The following is an 18,551-nucleotide window of genomic DNA, read 5'->3' as shown; positions in this document are numbered from 1 at the left end:
ACCGGATGTCGGTTCGCAACGCGGCCATGGCGGACATGGCCTTCATCATGGACGCTTATCGCCTGGCCTTCGCCGTCAACGAAGCGTGGACGCGTAACTATGTGCGCATGACGGGCATCGACTGCTTCCGCATCCTAGAAAAGGACGGTGTGCCGGCCGCGGTCTGGGCGGTCGTGCCTTGCGGCCATTGGTTCGGCGGACGGGCGGTGCCGGCCGCCAACATCGCCCATATCGCGATCCAGCCGGAATTTCGCGGCGGAGGGCTTGCCGCGGAGATCATGGAGCTTTCCTGCGGCGACGCGCGCAAGGGCGGCGCTTGCCTCGCCAGCCTCTTTGCCTCGACGCGCCCGGTCTACCGCCGCTCCGGCTTCAACCTCGCCGGCCACGAGATGATCTACGAGGCGCAAACCGCGGAATTCTACAAGATCCGACAGGACATCCGCGTTCGCCGCATACCCCTCGCCGAGGCGCAGGCCGTCCTCGATCCGATCTACCGGCGCGCCTGCCGCAACGAGGCCGGCCTGCTCGACCGCAATGATGCGCACTGGAACGCCCGCCTCGACGAAACGACATACATACCCTCCGTCTTCGTCCTGGGTGAGGACGAAGGCTATGTGGTGATCGAAACGCCCAGTGAGGACGTTCTGGAAATCCGCGATTGGGCGGCGCTCAACGGCGCGGCTGCACGGCAGATCCTGAAATTCATCGGCACCTTCTCGACGGTCTATCGCACGGTGCGCTGGCACGGCGCCCCGCAGGATGCGCTGGTCTTCGCCATGCCGGACAAGGGCTGGTCGCTGGTCCACCAGGAAGAGTTTCTGATGCGCGTGCTGGACCCCGTCGCTGCCCTGAATGCGCGGGGGTATACCTCCGATGATGGTAATTTGACGCTTACGATCGAAGGGGGCGAGCCGCAGGTCCTGCACCTTGTCCTTCGTGACGGCAAGGCAAGTTGCATGCCCGGTCGTGGCGAGGGACCGGCCGTATCGATCGAAGCGGCCCAGCTTCCAAGCCTATTCTCCGGCTTCCGCTCGGCGAGCTTCCTGCAACGTGCCGGCCATGTCGACGGCGATCCCGAGGCCATTGTGCTCGCCGACCGCATTTTTGCCGGCCCACCGCCCTGGGTCGCCGAGCATTTTTGAGTTAGCCGTTCATGTGAGCCTGCTGGCGCGGGGTCTCGATCGGGGAGAAGCCGAAGCGTTTCTTGTAGCAGGTCGCAAAATACTGGCTGGAGGAGAAGCCGCAGTCGTAGGCAATGTTGGTGACGGTCTGCTGGCCGCTTTCCAGCAGTTGCCGCGCTGCATTGAGCCGCAGCATCTGGAGATAGCGCACCGGCGTCATGTTGGTCAGCACCTGGCAATGCTGGGTGAACTGCGTGCGTGAGAGGTTACACTCCGCCGCCATGTTCTCCAGCGTCCAGTCCTCGTCCAGCGCGTGTTTCAGCCGCTTCAGGAAAATCTCCACCGTGCGCTTCGAGCTCGCCAGCGCGAGGTCCAGCACGGGCGACTGGCTTTCCAGCATCTGGCGGAACTGCAGCAGCATCATCGAGATGAGCAGGCGCAGGCGTGCCTCCCCGCCGTCGATATCGCGGCCCGCCACCACCTCGTGGATCTCTAGAAAGGTGCGCGCGACGTCGCGCGAGGCGAGGTAAGAGAGCTGTTCGTTTTTCGACAAGAGCTCGCTCAGCCGCTTGCGGTCGCGCTCCGGCCAGCCGATCCAGTCCGGCCAGAGCCAGGTCTCGTGCGGCCGGCGCACGCCCATGTCCATCAGCACCCAGATGATGTGGCTGGCGCCGATATTCGGGTCGCCGAGCGCGTGCAGCTGCCAGGGCCGCACGACGAACATCTGGCCCTCGTTGATGACCGTCCTGCGGCCATCCATGGTGATCGCCAGCGAACCGCGGGCGAGATAGGCGATCTTGACGCCCTCGTTGCAATGTTCGCGCAGGCCCCAGTCCTGCGGGATCGTCGCGTCCCAGCCGCCGACGGAGCAGACCTGCGGCAGCGCATGGCCGAGATCGATGCCCGGATAGCCGCGCCGCGTCCAGGCATTGAGCGAGACCTGCCCGGCAAGCGAGGCCTTCATCAGGTCCTGGCAATTGCCGGCATAGAGCAGGGCGCCCGGCTCGCGGAAAACCGCCGGCCGGTTGACGGCCCGTTCGTTGCTGCCCTTGGTCATCGCTCCCCTCCGTCGATGTCTAAAATTTACCGGTCGTCTATTTCGAACGCCGGCAGCGATTTATTGCGCAATGCTGGGACATCATCAAGCGACAAATGGAGGCGCTGGTGATTTGTCGTTGAAACTCAACGGCATGGAGGAGAATCAGGGAGGATTTGCCGGTGCGGATAGGCTTCCACACGGACGCGTTCAACTCGGCCTACTGGTCGTTCGAAAAATGCTTGCAGTGGGCGAGCGACAACGATGTGCACTTTATCGAGTGCGGCCTGATCGACGGCGTGAGCTGGATCCATGGCCTCGGCTACCAGCCGCATGTCGCGCTCTACGAGGACCCCGCGCTGCTGCGCCGCAAGATGGATCGCTACGGCGTGCGCTTCTCCCAGGTCGATGCCGCCTATCCGCTTTCCGGCGAGGATGGGCCGCTGCGGGGCGTGCCCTATGTGCTCAAATCGATCGCCTGGGCCGCGCAGGCGGGCAGCCCCTGTGTCGATACGACCGACGGGCTGCACATGCCGGCGGGCCTCAGCGAAGAGAAATCGATGGCGCTGATGAAGCGCAGCTACGAGAAGATCATCGAGGTCGCGGAGGCGCACGAGATCATCGTCAATATCGAACCGCACGGCCATTTCACGACCCGCCCCGAATTCATGGCGCGCATGCTGGCCTTCGTCGATTCGAAGTGGCTGCGCATGAACATGGACACCGGCAACACCTTCATCGCCGGCCAGGAGCCGACCGAGTTTCTCTCGCGCTTCATCGACAAGGTCAGCCATGTGCACGTCAAGGACGTGTCGCAGTCGCTGGCGGATGCGGTGCGCGGCGGGCAGACCGGCATTGCGGTCAGCCATTGCGCGCTCGGCGACGGCGTCAATGCGGAGAACATCAAGGCCTGCCTCGCGCAACTTCGCGCCCATGGTTATGACGGTGTGCTGAGTCTCGAATGCGAAGGAGCGGCCGGGCCGATGATCGAGAAATCGCTCGCCTGGATCCGCGCCACCTGCCGCGATCTCGGCATCAAGCTGCATTGAGCGCGCCATGAAACTCGGCATCAACCTGCTGTGCCTGACGGATTTCGTCGAGGACCAGCATCTCGAAAGCATCGGGCGCTTGCGCGACCTCGATTATGACGGCGTAGAGGTGCCGGTCCTAAAGGGGGACATCGGCCACTACGAGCGCCTCGGCAGGGCGCTGGATGCGCTCGGCCTCGCCCGGTCGACCACGTCCATCGTGCCGACGCCGGAGGCCAATCCCGTCAGCTGCGATGCCGAGGTGCGGGCGCGGGGGCTTGCCCATCTCGACTGGGCGCTGGATTGCGCCATCGCGCTCGGTGCGGAGAGCATGGGCGGGCCGTTCCATGCGCCGATCGGCTTCTTCACCGGCGCCGGTGCCAGCGAGGATGAGCTGAAATACGGCGCGGATGCGCACCGGGCACTGGCCGAGCGGGCGGCGGCGAACGGCATGCTTCTGAGCCTGGAGCCGCTCAACCGTTTCGAGACCTATTACCTCAACACGATGGAGCAGGCCCGCGCCTATGTCGACCGGGTCGGGCACCCCGCCTTCAAGATCATGTACGACACCTTCCACGCCAATGTGGAGGAGCGCCGGCCGGAAGAAGCGATCCGGCTGATCGGCCCGGATATCGGCGTCTTCCATGTCTCGGAAAACGACCGTGGCATCCCCGGGCGCGGGCACATAGATTTCCCGGCGATGTTCACCGTGCTGAAGGAGATCGGTTATGACGGCTGGTTGACGCTCGAGGCGTTTGGGGCCGGCCTGCCGGCAATCGCGACGGCGACCCGCGTCTGGCGGCCGCTGTTTCCGGATTTCGAGACGCTTTTTTCAGAAAGCGCAACGTTCATTCGCAAGACATGGGCTGAAGCATGAGCAATCCCGCAATCGAGATGCGCGGCATCACCAAGAGTTTTCCCGGCGTGAAGGCGCTGAAGAGCGTGAGTTTTTCGGCCTATCCGGGCGAGGTGCATGCGCTCGCCGGCGAAAACGGCGCCGGCAAGTCGACATTGATGAAAATCCTCTCCGGCGTCTACCGGCTGGATGGCGGCGCGGTCGTCGTTGGCGGCGAGGAGCGGCATTTCAGCCATCCGCTGGAGGCGATCCGCGCCGGCATCGCCGTGATCTACCAGGAATTCTCCCTGCTGCCGGAGCGCACGGTGGCGCAAAACATCTTTCTCGGCCGAGAGCCGACGCGGCTTGGCCTGATCGACCACAGGGCGATGAACGCGGAGGCACGGCGGGTGCTCGCACTGTTCGGCTCGGCGCACCGCATTGAGCCGGATACGGTCGTTGCCGATCTCGACGTCGCGAGCCAGCAACTCGTCGAGATCGCCAAGGCGGTATCGCTCGATGCGAAGGTGATCGTGATGGACGAGCCGACCGCGGCGCTCAACGAGGCGGAATGTGAGGTGCTGTTCGGGCTCGTCGATACGCTGAAGAAGCGCGGTGTGGCGATCGTCTACATTACCCACCGCATGCGCGAGATCACGCGGCTTGCCGACCGGGTGACTGTGCTGAAGGACGGCGAGACGGCGGCGAGCTTCGATCATGTACCGGAGCCCGACACGATCGTGCGCGCCATGGTCGGCCGCGATATCGGCGATTTCTATGCCGCACCCGCGACGCCTCAGGAGATCGGCGAGGTCGTGCTGTCCGTGCGCCACGCCGGCAATGAGCGGCTGAAGGACATTTCCTTCGAGTTGCGCGCCGGCGAGATCGTCGGTTTTGCCGGATTGCAGGGGGCAGGGCGCGTGGCGCTCGCGCAGGCGATCTTCGGTTTTGCGCCTTTCACCGAAGGCGAGGTTTTGCTTGCCGGCAAGCCGGCGCGCTTCACCAATCCCCGCGACGCCATCCGCGCCGGCATCGGCCTCCTGCCGGGGGACCGCAAGGCCGAGGGATTGGTGCTGATGCAATCGGTTTCTGACAACGGTTTGCTGACGGCGCGGGCGCTTTCGGGTCTGGCGGGCAAGGCCGATGCGACGCCGTTTGCCAGTGCCGAAGAGATGGACAAGCTGCTGCACGAACTCGACGTCAGGGCCGGCAGTTTTTCGCAGGAGATCAAAGCGCTCTCCGGCGGCAACCAGCAGAAGGCGATCGTCGCGCGCTGGCTCGCGCTGGCGCCGCGGTTGCTGATCTTCATCGAGCCGACACGCGGCATCGACGTCAATGCCAAGGCCGGCATCTATCACCTGATGCGCGATCTCGCGCGCAAGGGCACGGCGATCATGATGGTGTCGTCCGACCTGCCGGAGGTGCTGGGCGCTGCCGACCGCATCCTCGTCATGCGCGCCGGCGAACTCGTCGCCGCGTTCCCGCGCGGCGTGTCGGAAGCCGATGTCATGCTCGCCGCAACGGGCGAAGAGGTGGTGGCGGCATGAACACGGCGACCCTGACCAAACGTCCCGCCTGGCGCATGGAGCGCTACGCACCGGCTTTGCTGCTTGCCGCGGCACTCGCCATCTACATCGCGATTGCGCTCGGCCTCGGCCTCACGCGGTTCCTGACGCCGGAAGCGGCGATCTCCATCCTCAACCGCTCCATCGCGCTCGGCATCACCGCCGTCGGCCAGACCTTTGCCATCCTCGTTGGCTCGATCGACCTGTCGGTGGCGCATCTGATCTCGGCGTCCGCGGTCGTCTCCTCGGCGATCATGAACGGCGATCCGGCGATGATGCTGCCGGCCGTCCTCGCCGTGCTGCTGATGGGCGCTGTGGTCGGCACGCTGAACGGGCTGATGATCACCAAGCTGGAGGTCAATCCGCTGATCGCGACGCTCGGCATGGCGCTGATCATCCAAGGCTGCCTCGCCTCCTTCCACGGCCGTTTCGGCGGCTCGGTGCCGGATGCGTTCCAGTATTTCGCCTATGGCGAGGTGCTGGGCCTGCCGGTGAGCCTCATCGTTCTGGCGCTCCTGGTGCTTGCGGCCTGGGCCGTGCTGCGTTTCACCCGCTTCGGTTCGAACATCTATTCGGTCGGCGGCAATCGCGACACGGCGCGCGCAGCCGGCATCAAGACGGCGCGGGTGGTGATGGCAAGCCACATCATCTGCAGCCTCTGCGCTTCGCTCGCGGGCCTCTATCTCGCAAGCCGGCTGAAATCCGGCTCGCCGTGGATCGGCACGGAGGGTGCCTATGATCTGGAATCGATCGCGGTGGTCGTCATCGGCGGCACGATCCTTTCGGGTGGCAAGGGCGGCATCTGGGGCACCGTTGCGGGGGTCATCATCTTCTCGCTGATCGACTCGATCTTCAATCTCGCCGGCGTCGATGCCTTCGCCAAGCAGGTGATGCGCGGCATCATCATCGTCGCCGCCGTCGCCTTCTACGCCGTGCGTTCGAAGAGGATAGTGGCATGATCCAGGAAACCGTCGGTTCCGCAAAGGCGCCGGGCGCCGCAAGGGGTGGTCGCCTGCCGAAGATCAATCCCGTCTTCTTCGTGCTCGCAGCGCTGCTTGTCGCCATCACGCTGTCCAACCCGAATTTCGTCGAGCCCACGGGCTACATGAATTTCCTGAAACGGGCCGCACCGCTGGCGATCCTCGCTGCCGGGCAGATCTACGTCATTGTCTCGGGTGGCTTCGATCTCTCCGTCGGCTCGGTGATCACGCTAACGGTGGTCGGCTCGTCCATGCTGCTCAACAACAATGCCGATGCGACCTGGTGGGTCATTCCGGTCATGTATGGCGTCGGGCTTGCCGTCGGCGTGGTCAACGGGCTTGTGGTCAGCTATCTGCGCGTGCCCTCGCTGATCGCCACGCTCGGCATGATGATCACGCTGAACGGGGCGGCCTTCATGTGGTCGAGCGGGTCGCCGCGCGGCTACCTGCCGGAGACGTTCCGTTTCTTCGGGCGCACCAATATCCAGGGCATTCCGCTGATCCAGTTCCTGCCGGTGGCGCTGCTGGTGCTCATCGTCGTCGGGGTGTGCCTGTTCTGGCTCATGCACCGCACCAATCTCGGGCGTCTGCTGCATGCGATCGGCGACAATCCGCGGGCGGCGCAGATGTCGGGCGTGCCGCTGGAGCGGGTGCGTATCATCGCCTTCGTCGTTTCGTCGCTGAGCGCGGTGACGGCCGGCATCCTGCTTGGCGGCTTTGCCGGGGTCTCGACGGATGTCGGCGTCGGCTACGAGTTGCAGGCGATCACTGCCTGCGTCATCGGCGGCGCGCAGCTTCTCGGCGGTCGCGGCTCGGTGCCGGCCTCGATTGCCGGTGCGCTGACGCTGACGGCGATCTTCACGCTGCTCAATTTCATCGGCTTGCCGAAACCGGTGCGCGACGTCGTGCAGGGCGTGATCCTGATCGTCGCCGTCGTGCTTGCCACCTACCGGCGCAACCGCGCCGGCGGGACCTGAATTTCGCCGGCCGCATGGCCGTCGGGAGGAACCTGAACATCATGATCAAATGGGAGTGAGACATGAAAAAACTGCTGACCGCCGCCCTTTCGGCTGCCCTCTTTGCCAGCACCGCGCAGGCCCAACAGCTGAACTTCGACGATCCCGCGGAATTCGCCCGGCAGCGTGAGATGCTGACGGCGAAGGCCAATGGTCCGGAGGGGGAGCCCTGGGTGCAATATTACGGTGACCAGATGGCCGACACCGCGCAGTACAAGAAGGAAGGTCCCTATACGATCTGCTTCTCCAATGCCGGCGTGAACAATGCCTGGCGCGTCACCGGCTGGACGAACATGCAGGCCGAGGTCAAGCTGCATCCGGAAATCAAGGAACTCATCCATGTCGATGCCGAAGGCTCGGACGACAAGCAGATTTCCGACATCGACGACCTCATCAACGGCGGCAAGTGCTCGGTGCTGATCGTCTCGCCGAACACCACCGCCGCCCTGACACCCGCCGTCGAAAAAGCCTGTGCCAAGCTGCCGGTCATCGTCTTCGACCGCGGCGTCAACACCAAGTGCCCGGTGACCTTCATCCACCCCGTCGGCGGCTACGGCTTCGGCATCCAGGCCGGCGAGTTCGTGGCCTTCACCGCCCCGGCCGGCGCCAACGTGCTGATGCTTCGAATCGTGCCCGGCGTCGATGTTCTGGAAACCCGCGCCTCGGCGGCCAAGCGCATCTTCAAGGAGAAGGGGCTGAACGTCATCGGCGAGGAGTTCACCGAGGGCGACAATGCCAAGACCAAGTCGATCGTCGAGGACTACCTGCAACGCGGTTCGATCGATGCGATCTGGATGGATGCGGGTGCGACGGCCGTCGCGGCGCTGGAGGCTTTCGAGGATTCCGGCCTGCCGCTGCCGATCATCACGGGCGAGGACCAGCAGGATTTCCTGATGAAATGGAAGGCCGAGGGCTTCAAGGCGATCGCGCCGACCTATCCGACCTACCAGTGGCGCACGTCGATCATCGCGGCCGTCAAGGTGCTGAAGGGCGAGGCGGTGCCGGGTCCGGAATGGGTGATGCCGCAGCCGTCCATCACGGCTGAAACGCTCGACCAGTATGTCAACGACAAGATGCCGCCGCTGCATCATGCCATGTGCGGCTGCGAGAAGCTGCCCGACTATCCGGCAGCCTGGGGCGGCCAGTAAACATCATTATCCGGGCCGCAGAATGCTGCGGCCCGGACTTTCTCGCTACGAGCTGAGCTGCGTGTTTATATCGTTCATGAGCGCATGCAGGATCAGGGCAGCCCTGGCTGCGAGGCGCAGCTTGTTGGTCATGTCCGTCACCCGATCTGGATGCCGTATGGCATAGGCGTGGATCTGCGTTTCGTCGAACAGATTACCCGCTTTTCCGTGATCAGCTGGGCAGTGGGGAAGGCGAGGACATTGGACATGGGATCTCCAGTCTTCTCTTAGATCAGGCAAGGCATGGGGAGAGCGGGAGGCCACTCTCCCCATGCCGCTCAGAACTCCTCCCACTGATCGCCTTGTGGAGCCTGGGCGAGGGCGGAAGAGTTCGAGAAGGCGGTCGCCACCTTGCGGGCGAGCGTGCGGGCGGGGGAGGCTTTTGCGGCGGCGGGGTTCATCGCCGTCACCATGGCAGGCCCGCTTTGGCGCTCGTCCAGCTTGAACTGCGCCAGAAGCTGCGAGAGCGTCGAGACGTCGGTGGAAAGGCTGTGCGTCGCCGCCGTGGTCTGCTCGACCATTGCCGCATTCTGCTGCGTGCCCTGGTCCATCGAGTTCACCGCGGTGTTGATCTCCTGAAGGCCGATCGATTGTTCGCGCGCCGCCTCGACGATGGCCGAGACGTTTCGGTTGATCTCTTGCACTTCCGTGGCGATCGTGCCGAGGGCCGCACCGGTTTCACGCACCTTCTGCACGCCTGCCTGAACTTGCAGGCTGGATGCGGCGTGCTGGATGGTTGCTGCCTCCTGTGCCTTCTGCTCCTCGCGCTGGCGGCGTTCCTGCTCGGAAAGCCCGCGGTTCGCCTCGGCTTCCTGTTCGAGCCGGATGCGCTCGATCGCATTGTCGCGGAAGACGGCGACAGCGGCGGCCATCTGGCCGACCTCGTCCTTGCGGGCGAGCCCAGAGACCGGTGCTGCCGTCTCGCCCTCCGCAAGTGTGAGCATGCGTTGGCGCAGGGCATTGACCGGCCTGGTGATGCCATAGATCGTTACTGCCAGAGAGGCGATGATTGCAGCGAGAAGAACGACGCCCAAGACGACTAGCGATGTATCAACCGTGAAGTGGGCATCGGTGGTCAATGTCTCCGACTGCGCATCGACGGACGCGATGCCGGTCTCGACCCAGGCGGCAATGCTCTTCCGGAGCTTGATGATTTCCTCATCCTGCCGCGCGAGAATGACCAGCGCTTCGTCGTTCTTGTTTCTTGATGCGTATTCGACGGCTTTGTCCAGTTCGACTATTATGGCTCGGGTCGCGTCTGCAAACGCCTGGATATCCATTGCTTCTGCAGGCATTCGCTCTTTGGCTGTCTCGAGCTGCTCGATCGCAATTTTGGCATTTTCGGAATAGCTTTGTTTCAGCCCGGGCATTTGCGGCGAGTTCGCGTCATACACGATCACTTTGTAGGCAATATAGATTATCGTATGAATGCTTGTATTGGCCCTTGCGACCAACAAGGTCGCCTTGTTGTCGGTCGCTAGGAATTCGCTATAGGCCGAATCGGCCTTGAGGTAATTCCAAGATAAATAAAAGGTGCTGGTAATCGTGATGACGCTCAACATGACGAGCGGCGCCAGCACTTTGGTGATGATCTTGGCATTTTGCAGGAAAGACATGGTTGCCTCGTGAGGATGGCGGAAGCCGGGATGATCAACATCGCCCCTGCACATCAGCGACGCGACCTGTGCACGGCCGCCGACTGAGGCTGGTAACGCGCAACACATTGCATCGCACGTGAAGATGCCATCATGGCAAACGAAGGGCTTGTGCTGTCAATATTTGCGTTAATTGTTAAGTCGTAATTAAATTTGGAATTAACTGTCGTATAGATCGTCAATAATGCTAAGAAATATGCCGTTTCTTCCGAATTTTGTTGAGAAAAACTCAAGATGTTGAGTTTAATTCGCCGAATGTAATCTCTATGCGTCCATTTTATACATCATTCAGCCTTCGCGGCACGAAATTGCGGCGCCAGCGAATAGCAGCACGGCTTGAGGCGTCACTTGTCTGGATGCGCAGGAGCGCTGCTGTTTGCAGGGGAGAGGGTTTTGCAAGCCAGAACGGTTTTTCTTGGTGGTCTGCTGGCGGTCTTGGGGGCAGAGGCCGGCCGGGCGGATTGCCTTGCCGATTTCAACGCGATCAACAGCCAGCGGCGTGACACCGCGCGTTATGCGCTGGAGGTTTCGGCGGATGTGCTTTCGCCCGAGGGCAGCTTGGTCAAGCACATGGCCTCCTCGTCACTGTTCGACCTGACGGACGGCCTCCGCATGAAGACCTCCGGGCTCAACACCCAAGCCGATTTCATCCTGATCGGCGAGGAGGGCTGGACGCTCGCGGCAGGACAGTGGACGCCGATGCCGGCCGAGCAGCGGACGCTGGCGCTGCAAGGCGTCGTCGCCGATCGTTATGTCTACGACCGGGATGCGCGGGATTTCGAATGCCCGGGCGAGGCGGCGTTCGAGGGCAAGCCGCATGAACGCTTCGTCTTCAACCAGACGGTCGGCGTGCTGGAAAGCCGGGTGACCGCCTGGTTCGATCCTGCGACCCGCCTGCCAATGGCGGTCGTCTCCAATGCGGAGGTTAACGGCTACAAGGTCGTCGCGACGACACGCTACCGTTTCGATCCCGCTATCCGCGTGGAAGTGCCCCGCTAGCGACTGGAAAGCTCATCTCAACACAGTGATTTTTTATCAATATTGCGGTCGGAGGTTTTATGCCAAGAGCGAGGAACATGCTCAAAACTGATGAATCGCAAGTTCCTGCCGGGATGCCCAGGTTCTATTTCCACATATCCAACGACACCGAGACCTTGCGGGACGAAAAGGGCATCATCCTTGATGACACGGCGGCCGCAGACGCCTATGCGCGGCGGATCGTGCGGGAAATCGCGGTGACCGAAAAGGTAAGCGTGCTTGTCACCGATGCGGATGGCCAGGCGCTGATGCGGGTTCCGTAAACCGCCTCACGCCTTGCCGAAAAGCGCCATGAGGTCGACGGAATCCGTGGTCTTCGCGCCGAGTTCCAGGTGGTTCTGGATGTGTCGCAGGTGGAGCGTCATCATCCACGCCGCCTTTTCAGCATCTCGCGTGTGAAATGCTCCGACGATCGCCGCGTGGTCGTCGTCGCGACAATTGCTGACGCCGGAGCCGAAAAGGCCGATGATCAGCGAGGTGCGGGTCACCAGTTCCTTCATCGTGCGGATGAGGATGGCATTGCCGGCGACCTGCGCCATCAGGGTGTGGAACTGGCCGGAAAGGCGGATCGCATCGTGGCGCCGCCGCTCCTTGTGCGCGACATATTCCATTTCCAGGTGGCGCGTCAGCGCGGAAATATCCTCCTCCGAGGCGCGGTGGACGGCGAGGCGCGCGATGTTCGGTTCCAGCGCCAGGCGGGCCTCGAAGACCTCGCGAGCCTGCTCGGGCGTCGGCGAGGCGACGAAGGCGCCGCGGTTGGCGTGCAGTTCCACGACCTCGCGGCTGGCGAGCAGCAGCAGGCTGCGCCGGATGCGCATGCGCCCGACGCCGAAGGCATCGCACAGGGCGGATTCCGACAATTTCGTGCCCGGGGGCAACCGCTGTTCGATGACCGCTTCGAAAATACGCTCGACGATATCGCTCTCGTCGATCTCGTCCGCTTCGAAGGGAGCTCCGCTGCTGAGTTCAACCACTGCCGTTTACCTCGATACGCTCCGCCTGCACTCGCATGATCCATCTAATATGTCGCATTCGGTTCACCAACAAGCCGCGATTTCGTTGACATGATCAAAATGTCTTGTTCACAACCACTTGACAGGATCGTTAACAATGCGCGTAATGCCCATGCCAAAGGCCGAATGAGGCCGCGCTCAGCGGCCCGCTCGCCAATAGAAAACAGATCAATGGCCCAGAGGAAGTGGAACATCATGCAAAAGCGCACATTCCTGAAATTTTCCGCCCTTGCCGCAGCGACAGTCCTTTCGCTGCCGCTCATGGCTTATGCCCAGAACGCGACGCTGAAGATCGGCTTCGTCGGCGTCACCTCCGGCCCGGCCGCATCCTGGGGCGTTTCCAACCAGCGCTCGATGGAAACCCGGGCGGCCTGGCTGAACGAGCTCGGCGGCGTCAAGATCGGCGACAAGACCTATAATATCGAGATCGTCCCCTTCGACGACCAGAAGGACCCCAAGCGTGCCATCGCCGGCATGGAAAAGATGGCGCAGGACGGCGTGCACTACGTCGTCGGCCCGAACGTCGATGACGGCGCCGCGGCCGTTCGCCCGGTCGCCGAACAGAACGGCATCATGTATTTCCCGTATGCCTTCCCGAAGGAACTCTTCACGGCGCCGGCATCGAACGCGATCCTCGGCATGGTGGCGAACTACCAGTCGGGTCCCGCCATCTACAAGTTCCTGAAGGAAAACAAGGGCGTGAAGAAGGTGGCTTTCGTTGCCGCCAACGAATCCGACCCGCTCAGCCAGCGTGAATCCGGCATTGCCGCCGCCGAGGCGCTCGGGCTGGAAGTCGTCTCCGGCAACGTGACCTACCAGGTGGACACGACCGACTTCACGCCGGTTCTGCTGCCCGTCATCCAGGCATCGCCGGATCTGCTGGTGCTTTCCGGCGTGTCGCCGGCCAATGCGCCGCAGCTCATCCGCTCGGCGCGCGAGCTCGGTTATACCGGCCTCATCTCGACGGAAACCGGCCAGGATGCGAGCGTCCTGCAGGAAGGTGCGGGCGAACTCGCGGACGGCTTCATCTCCGTCGGCGGTGCGTCCACGCCGGAGCTTGCCAGCGAAACGATGACGGAATTCGTCGACCGCTATACGAAGATGTTCGGCGAATATAACGACGAGTCGAACACCAAGGTCTATGCGCTCGAATACATCCTCGAGACGCTGAAAGCGAACCCCGCGGCAATCGAGAATGTCGATGAATTCAAGAAGACGATGGACACGTTCGAAGCCGCGAACCCCTTCATGAAGGGCGACGCCAAGCTGAAATATGTCGGCATGACCTCCTTCGGCCAGAAGCGCCAGGTCTCCGTTCCGCTCGTGGTGAACGAGTACAAGGGCGGCAAGTTCGAGACGCTGTTCGTCGGCCAGGTCGACTGATCCGAGCCTAGGACCTTACAAAGAAACGGGATCCGGACCGCGCGTGCAGTTCCGGCCGGATCCCTCTTTGCCTGAACCTTCCATTGGAGGCTCACGATGGAACAGATAATCGCCAACGGTCTCTACCTCGGGGCGCAATATGCGTTGATCGCCCTTGGTCTGACGCTGATCTTCTCGCTGATGAATGTGCTGAACTTCGCCCACGGGCAGATGTACGTCTTCGGCGGCTTCGTCACCTACACGGTCGTCGTGCAGCTCGGCCTGCCCTTCATCGTCGGCCTCTTCGCCTCGGCGATCGTGCTTGCGGTCATGGGCGCGGCCATCGAGAAATTCCTTTTCGCGCCGGTGGTGCGCCGCTCCAAACGCGATGAATCGACCATGCTGCTTGCGGCGGGCATCGCCTTCTTCCTCGATGCCGTCATCCTGCTGTTCTTCGGTGAAAAGCAGCGCGGCGTGCCGAAGATCGTCAACGGCGTGCTCAATCTCGATATGCGCATCATCATGCCCTACGACCGCATCCTGATCGGCGTTCTCGCCATCCTGCTCATCGTGGCCTTCATCGCCTTCATGCATTATTCCCGGACCGGCCGCGCCATGCGCGCACTCGCCCAGGACAAGGTAGCCGCCCAGTTGATGGGCGTGAATGTCTCCCGCTACTCGATGATCGGCTTCGCGCTCGGCGCCATGCTGGCCGGCCTCGTCGGCGGACTGCTCGTCACGATCACCGGCGTCAATCTCGGCATGGGCGGACCGACCTCGGTCAAGGCCTTCCTGATGATCATGATCGGCGGGGCGGGCGTGATTTCCGGGGCGATTGCCGGCGGGTTCATCCTCGGCATGATGGAGAGCGTCGGCCTCACCGTGCTGTCCGCCTATGGCGATATCACCTACCTCGTCATCTTCGCATCGTTGATGGTGTTCCTGGCCGTCCGTCCGCAGGGGCTGATGGGCAAGCCGTGGGGTTGAGGCGATGATCGGTAAAAAACTCCTTGGCTTTATCGCCTTCCTCGTCGTCGTATTCGTGCTGGTGCCGCTGTTCATCAGCGCGACCGGACGCTGGGACTTCTTCTACACGCTGACCTCGGTCGCGCTGCTTTCCGTCGGTGCTGCCGGCGTCTGGCTCACCTTCTATATCGGCCGCATCAATATCGGCCAGGGCGCCTATGCCCTGATCGGCGGCTATGTTTCGACCATCCTCGTCACCCAGGCAAACGTCTCCTTCTGGTTGACGCTGCCGCTGGCGGGCCTGTTCTGCGCCATCATTTCGGTGGCGATCGGCTTCCCGATCCTCAGGCTCCGCGGCGTCTACTTCGCCATGGTCACGCTGGTTTTGACCGAGGTCGCGCGCCTCACGGCACTCGCCCTTCCCATCACCAACGGCGCGAAGGGCATCACCTCCATCCCGCTGCCCGGCGAACTGTCGATCTTCGGCCTCACGATCATCCCGGCCTTCGGCACGCTGTCCAATCCGCGCTTCGGCTTCTACATCATGGCCGTGCTCCTGATGATCATCACCTACCTGGTGCTCTGGCGCATCGTGAACTCGCGGCTCGGGCATCTCTGCCGCAGCCTCCAGCAGAACGAGGAACTGTCGGCCTCGATCGGCGTCAACACCGCCTATCTCCGGGTGCTCGCCTATGCGATCTCCTCGTTCTTCGGCGGCATTGCGGGCGCCATGTTCGCCTCGATCGCGCAGTCGATCTATCCGTCTTCCTTCGTGGTCGCCGATAGCGTGAACTTCATGCTCTACTGCTTCCTCGGCGGCCTCGGTTATGTCTTCGGCCCGATGCTCGGCACGCTGCTCCTTTACTTCGGCTGGGACCTGCTGTCGATCGCCCGCGAATACCAGCTCCTCATCTACTCCGGCGTCATGATCCTGCTCATGCTGGTCCTGCCGAACGGTGTCTTGAGTCTTCTCGACAAGAAGGAGGGCAGCAGATGACACCCATCCTGCAAATCAAGAACATCACCAAGCGCTATGGCGGCCTCACCGCGGTTAACGATGTTTCCTTCGACGTGAAGGCGGGAGAGATCCTCTCGGTGATCGGTCCGAACGGCGCCGGCAAGTCGACGCTGTTCAAGCTGATCTCCTCCTTCGTGCCGGCGACCTCCGGCGAGGTGCTCTTCAACGGCGGGCGCATCTCCAGCCTCGCGCCGCACAAAGTCGCGCAGATGGGGGTCGTGCGTACCTTCCAGGAAACGACGATCTTCCGCTCCATGACGGTGCGCGAGAACATCATCGTCTCCCATCACCTTCGGTCCAAGGCGAGCCTCTTCGGCTTCTTCCTCGGCACGAAACAGGCGAAGGAAGACGAGGCGGCCTTCGCCTCCTCGGCAGACGACATCGTCGACTTCCTCGGGCTCCAGGCGATCCGCAACGAGCTCGCCTCCAACCTGCCGCAGGGGCACCTGCGCGCGCTCGGCATGGCCATCGGCCTTGCCACCGATCCGAAGGTCATCCTGCTCGACGAACCCTTCGCCGGCATGAACCACGACGAGACGATGAAGATGGTGGGCCTTGTTCGCCGGCTTCGCGACGAGCGTGGCGTCACCGTTCTCCTCGTGGAGCACGACATGCCCGCGGTGATGAAGATCAGCGACCGCATCGTGTGCATCAACTTCGGGCAGAAGATCGCCGAAGGCACGCCCCAGGAAATCCGCGAGAACGAGAAGGTGATCGAAGCCTATCTCGGTTCCGAAGATGCTGCGATCGGGATGTAAGCCATGACCAAGATCTTGAGTGTTGAGAATGTCGAGCTTTACTACGACCACATCTACGCGCTGAAGGGCGTCTCCATCGATGTCGCGGAAGGCGAAACGGTCGCGCTGATCGGCGCGAACGGGGCGGGAAAATCCTCGATCCTGCGGGCGATCACCGGCCTTCGGGGCATCAAGTCCGGCCAGATCCTCTACCAGGGCGAGCGGCTCGACGGCACATCCGCTGCCGATGTCGTGCGCAAGGGCATCTCCATGGTTCCCGAGGGTCGGCGTGCCTTCCCGCTGATGTCGGTGAAGGACAACCTGCTGATGGGCGCCTTTACCCGCTCGGATAAGGCGGAAATCGAGCAGACCTTGGAAAACGTGCTGACGCGTTTCCCCCGCCTGCGCGAACGCTATCACCAGCAGGCGAGCACCATGTCGGGCGGCGAGCAGCAGATGATGGTGATCGGCCGGGCGCTGATGGCCCGCCCGAAACTCCTGCTTCTGGACGAGCCCTCGCTCGGCATCGCGCCGAAGCTCGTGCAGGACATTGCGCGCGCTATCGTCGCCATCAGCCGCGACGAGAAGGTCTCCATCCTGCTTGTCGAGCAGAACAGCCGCATGGCGCTCTCCATCTCCAACCGCGCCTATGCGCTTTCCACCGGGTCGATCGCGCTGTCAGGCAATTCCAAGGACCTGATGAACGACGACCGCATCAAGGCTGCCTACCTCGGAGGCGAACTCTGACATGAAAATCCTCGTCATCAACCCCAACACGACCGCATCGATGACGGCGCATATCGGGGTGGCGGCGCGCAACGCCGCTTCCCCCGGCACCGAGATCGTTGCCGTCAACCCGGCGCACGGCCCGGTCTCGATCGAGGGCTATTTCGACGAGGCGATGAGCCTCGCCGGCCTGCTTTCCACCATCCGCAGCAACCCGGATTGCGACGCCGTGGTCATCGCCTGTTTCGACGATACCGGGCTCGATGCGGCGCGCTGCCTCACCGACCGCCCGGTCATCGGCATCGGCGAGGCGGCCTATCACTTCGCCTCGATGATCTCGAACAAGTTTTCCGTGGTGACGACGCTGGCACGCTCCGTGCCGGCGCTGGAGCACAATCTCTCGCGCTACGGCCTTTCGGTTCGTTGCGCCAGGGTGCGGTCCTCGGAAGTGGCGGTGCTGGAGTTGGAGCAGCCAGGCTCCAATGCGCGCCAGAAGATCAGTGCCGAGATCGGCCTTGCCGTCAGCGAGGACCGGGCAGAGGCCATCGTGCTCGGCTGCGCCGGCATGGCGGGCCTGGCAAACGACCTTGCGCAGGAACACGGCCTGCCGGTGCTCGATGGCGTCACCTGCGCGGTGAAGCTTGCCGAGGCCATGGCCGGCCTCAACATGCGCACATCCCGACTTGGCGGCTATGCGCCGCCGCCGGCCAGCAAGCTCGAGGCGGCTCTCGGTTAGTCGAAACTTACGCGAAGAGCGGAACGCGATCGGGTGATCGCATTCCGCTTCGTGCGCCGGGCTTACTTGCCCGCGTTGTACTTGGCATCGACCTCGTTGATCGCCTGGACGTTGCCGGCCGAGCGGCCGTTTTCGTCAAATGTCTGGGCGAGGTAGGCGTCGGCGATCGCCTTGGCGAGCTCCGTGCCGATGACGCGGGCGCCCATGGTGATGATCTGCGCATTGTTGGAGAGGGCGGCGCGCTCGGCCGAATAGGTGTCGTGCGTCAGCGCTGCGCGGATGCCCGGCACCTTGTTAGCGGAGATGCAGACGCCGATGCCGGTGCCGCAGACGAGGATCGCGCGGTCATATTCGCCGGCGATGACGGCCGAGGCGACGCGGTCGGAGAGGGTGGCGTAGAACGCATCCGGGCCGGCATCGGTGCGCGAGACTTCGTGCACGTCGTGGCGGTCCTTCAGGTGATCGGCGAGAACCTTGGCGAGGCCTTCGCCTGCGCTGTCACCGGCAATAGCGAGTTTCATGGAAAATCTCC

The 18,551-nt window shown here is 62.9% G+C and carries 19 protein-coding genes; 15 read left to right on the top strand and 4 right to left on the bottom strand.

Annotation, left to right across the window (positions count from 1 at the left end; translation table 11 throughout):
• The first annotated feature begins 5 nt into the window (after positions 1-5).
• Positions 6-1,142, top strand: a complete 1,137-nt coding sequence (locus tag J2Y63_RS13620; RefSeq protein ID WP_435266498.1) for a GNAT family N-acetyltransferase — start codon at positions 6-8, stop codon at positions 1,140-1,142.
• A gap of 1 nt (position 1,143) precedes the next feature.
• Here the strand turns inward: J2Y63_RS13620 and J2Y63_RS13615 are convergent, their stop codons facing one another.
• A complete protein-coding gene (locus tag J2Y63_RS13615; protein ID WP_435266497.1) occupies positions 1,144-2,178 on the bottom strand; it encodes a helix-turn-helix domain-containing protein in 1,035 nt (344 codons plus the stop codon).
• Positions 2,179-2,339: 161 nt separating this feature from the next.
• On the opposite strand from J2Y63_RS13615, the gene J2Y63_RS13610 reads away from it, so the two are divergent.
• The 6 genes from J2Y63_RS13610 to J2Y63_RS13585 all read left to right on the top strand — a co-directional run bounded on the left by J2Y63_RS13610 (position 2,340) and on the right by J2Y63_RS13585 (position 8,729).
• Entirely contained in the window at positions 2,340-3,206 is an 867-nt protein-coding gene (locus tag J2Y63_RS13610) for a sugar phosphate isomerase/epimerase family protein (RefSeq protein ID WP_435266496.1), read from the top strand.
• Between the two features lie 7 nt (positions 3,207-3,213).
• The gene (locus J2Y63_RS13605) at positions 3,214-4,062 is read left to right on the top strand and encodes a sugar phosphate isomerase/epimerase family protein (RefSeq protein ID WP_435266495.1); all 849 of its coding nucleotides are present in this window, start codon (positions 3,214-3,216) and stop codon (positions 4,060-4,062) included.
• Positions 4,059-5,567, top strand: a complete 1,509-nt coding sequence (locus J2Y63_RS13600) for a sugar ABC transporter ATP-binding protein (RefSeq protein WP_435266494.1) — start codon at positions 4,059-4,061, stop codon at positions 5,565-5,567. Before J2Y63_RS13605 ends, J2Y63_RS13600 begins: the two co-directional genes overlap by 4 nt.
• Positions 5,564-6,544 (top strand): ABC transporter permease, encoded by a 981-nt coding sequence (locus J2Y63_RS13595; RefSeq protein ID WP_435266493.1) that lies wholly within the window; start codon positions 5,564-5,566, stop codon positions 6,542-6,544. The genes J2Y63_RS13600 and J2Y63_RS13595 overlap by 4 nt, the downstream gene beginning before the upstream one ends.
• A complete protein-coding gene (locus J2Y63_RS13590; protein ID WP_435266492.1) occupies positions 6,541-7,542 on the top strand; it encodes an ABC transporter permease in 1,002 nt (333 codons plus the stop codon). Before J2Y63_RS13595 ends, J2Y63_RS13590 begins: the two co-directional genes overlap by 4 nt.
• Before the next feature lie 62 nt (positions 7,543-7,604).
• Entirely contained in the window at positions 7,605-8,729 is a 1,125-nt protein-coding gene (locus J2Y63_RS13585; RefSeq protein WP_435266491.1) for a substrate-binding domain-containing protein, read from the top strand.
• A 317-nt stretch (positions 8,730-9,046) separates the two neighbouring features.
• Here the strand turns inward: J2Y63_RS13585 and J2Y63_RS13580 are convergent, their stop codons facing one another.
• Positions 9,047-10,384 (bottom strand): HAMP domain-containing protein, encoded by a 1,338-nt coding sequence (locus J2Y63_RS13580; protein ID WP_435266490.1) that lies wholly within the window; start codon positions 10,382-10,384, stop codon positions 9,047-9,049.
• A 432-nt stretch (positions 10,385-10,816) separates the two neighbouring features.
• On the opposite strand from J2Y63_RS13580, the gene J2Y63_RS13575 reads away from it, so the two are divergent.
• Both J2Y63_RS13575 and J2Y63_RS13570 read left to right on the top strand, forming a co-directional pair.
• Positions 10,817-11,422, top strand: coding sequence for a hypothetical protein (locus J2Y63_RS13575; RefSeq protein WP_435266489.1), 606 nt, complete (start codon positions 10,817-10,819; stop codon positions 11,420-11,422).
• Positions 11,423-11,535: 113 nt separating this feature from the next.
• The gene (locus J2Y63_RS13570) at positions 11,536-11,724 is read left to right on the top strand and encodes a DUF6894 family protein (protein WP_435266488.1); all 189 of its coding nucleotides are present in this window, start codon (positions 11,536-11,538) and stop codon (positions 11,722-11,724) included.
• A gap of 6 nt (positions 11,725-11,730) precedes the next feature.
• Here J2Y63_RS13570 and J2Y63_RS13565 read toward each other — a convergent pair whose 3' ends face one another.
• Positions 11,731-12,435, bottom strand: a complete 705-nt coding sequence (locus tag J2Y63_RS13565) for a GntR family transcriptional regulator (RefSeq protein WP_256119667.1) — start codon at positions 12,433-12,435, stop codon at positions 11,731-11,733.
• 234 nt (positions 12,436-12,669) lie between these two features.
• On the opposite strand from J2Y63_RS13565, the gene J2Y63_RS13560 reads away from it, so the two are divergent.
• The 6 genes from J2Y63_RS13560 (at position 12,670) to J2Y63_RS13535 (ending at position 18,019) form a co-directional block, all read left to right on the top strand.
• Positions 12,670-13,857, top strand: coding sequence for an ABC transporter substrate-binding protein (locus J2Y63_RS13560; protein WP_305112339.1), 1,188 nt, complete (start codon positions 12,670-12,672; stop codon positions 13,855-13,857).
• Positions 13,858-13,953: 96 nt separating this feature from the next.
• Complete coding sequence (locus J2Y63_RS13555; RefSeq protein ID WP_256119668.1) at positions 13,954-14,823, top strand: branched-chain amino acid ABC transporter permease; 870 nt, start codon at positions 13,954-13,956, stop codon at positions 14,821-14,823.
• 4 nt (positions 14,824-14,827) lie between these two features.
• Positions 14,828-15,799, top strand: a complete 972-nt coding sequence (locus J2Y63_RS13550; protein ID WP_256119669.1) for a branched-chain amino acid ABC transporter permease — start codon at positions 14,828-14,830, stop codon at positions 15,797-15,799.
• The gene (locus tag J2Y63_RS13545; protein ID WP_256119670.1) at positions 15,796-16,578 is read left to right on the top strand and encodes an ABC transporter ATP-binding protein; all 783 of its coding nucleotides are present in this window, start codon (positions 15,796-15,798) and stop codon (positions 16,576-16,578) included. The genes J2Y63_RS13550 and J2Y63_RS13545 overlap by 4 nt, the downstream gene beginning before the upstream one ends.
• A gap of 3 nt (positions 16,579-16,581) precedes the next feature.
• Entirely contained in the window at positions 16,582-17,304 is a 723-nt protein-coding gene (locus J2Y63_RS13540; RefSeq protein ID WP_256119671.1) for an ABC transporter ATP-binding protein, read from the top strand.
• A 1-nt stretch (position 17,305) separates the two neighbouring features.
• Positions 17,306-18,019: an aspartate/glutamate racemase family protein gene (locus tag J2Y63_RS13535; RefSeq protein ID WP_435266487.1), complete on the top strand. Its 714-nt coding sequence runs from the start codon at positions 17,306-17,308 to the stop codon at positions 18,017-18,019.
• Between the two features lie 62 nt (positions 18,020-18,081).
• On the opposite strand, the gene J2Y63_RS13530 is transcribed toward J2Y63_RS13535, so the two are convergent.
• The gene (locus tag J2Y63_RS13530; RefSeq protein WP_256119673.1) at positions 18,082-18,540 is read right to left on the bottom strand and encodes a D-erythrulose-4-phosphate isomerase; all 459 of its coding nucleotides are present in this window, start codon (positions 18,538-18,540) and stop codon (positions 18,082-18,084) included.
• Between the last annotated feature and the right edge of the window lie 11 nt (positions 18,541-18,551).

The organism is Shinella sp. BE166 (genome assembly GCF_051201095.1).
Lineage (GTDB): Bacteria > Pseudomonadota > Alphaproteobacteria > Rhizobiales > Rhizobiaceae > Shinella > Shinella lacus.
The sequence above is the reverse complement of the archived record's forward strand: the minus strand, read 5'-3'. Positions and strand labels throughout refer to the sequence as shown.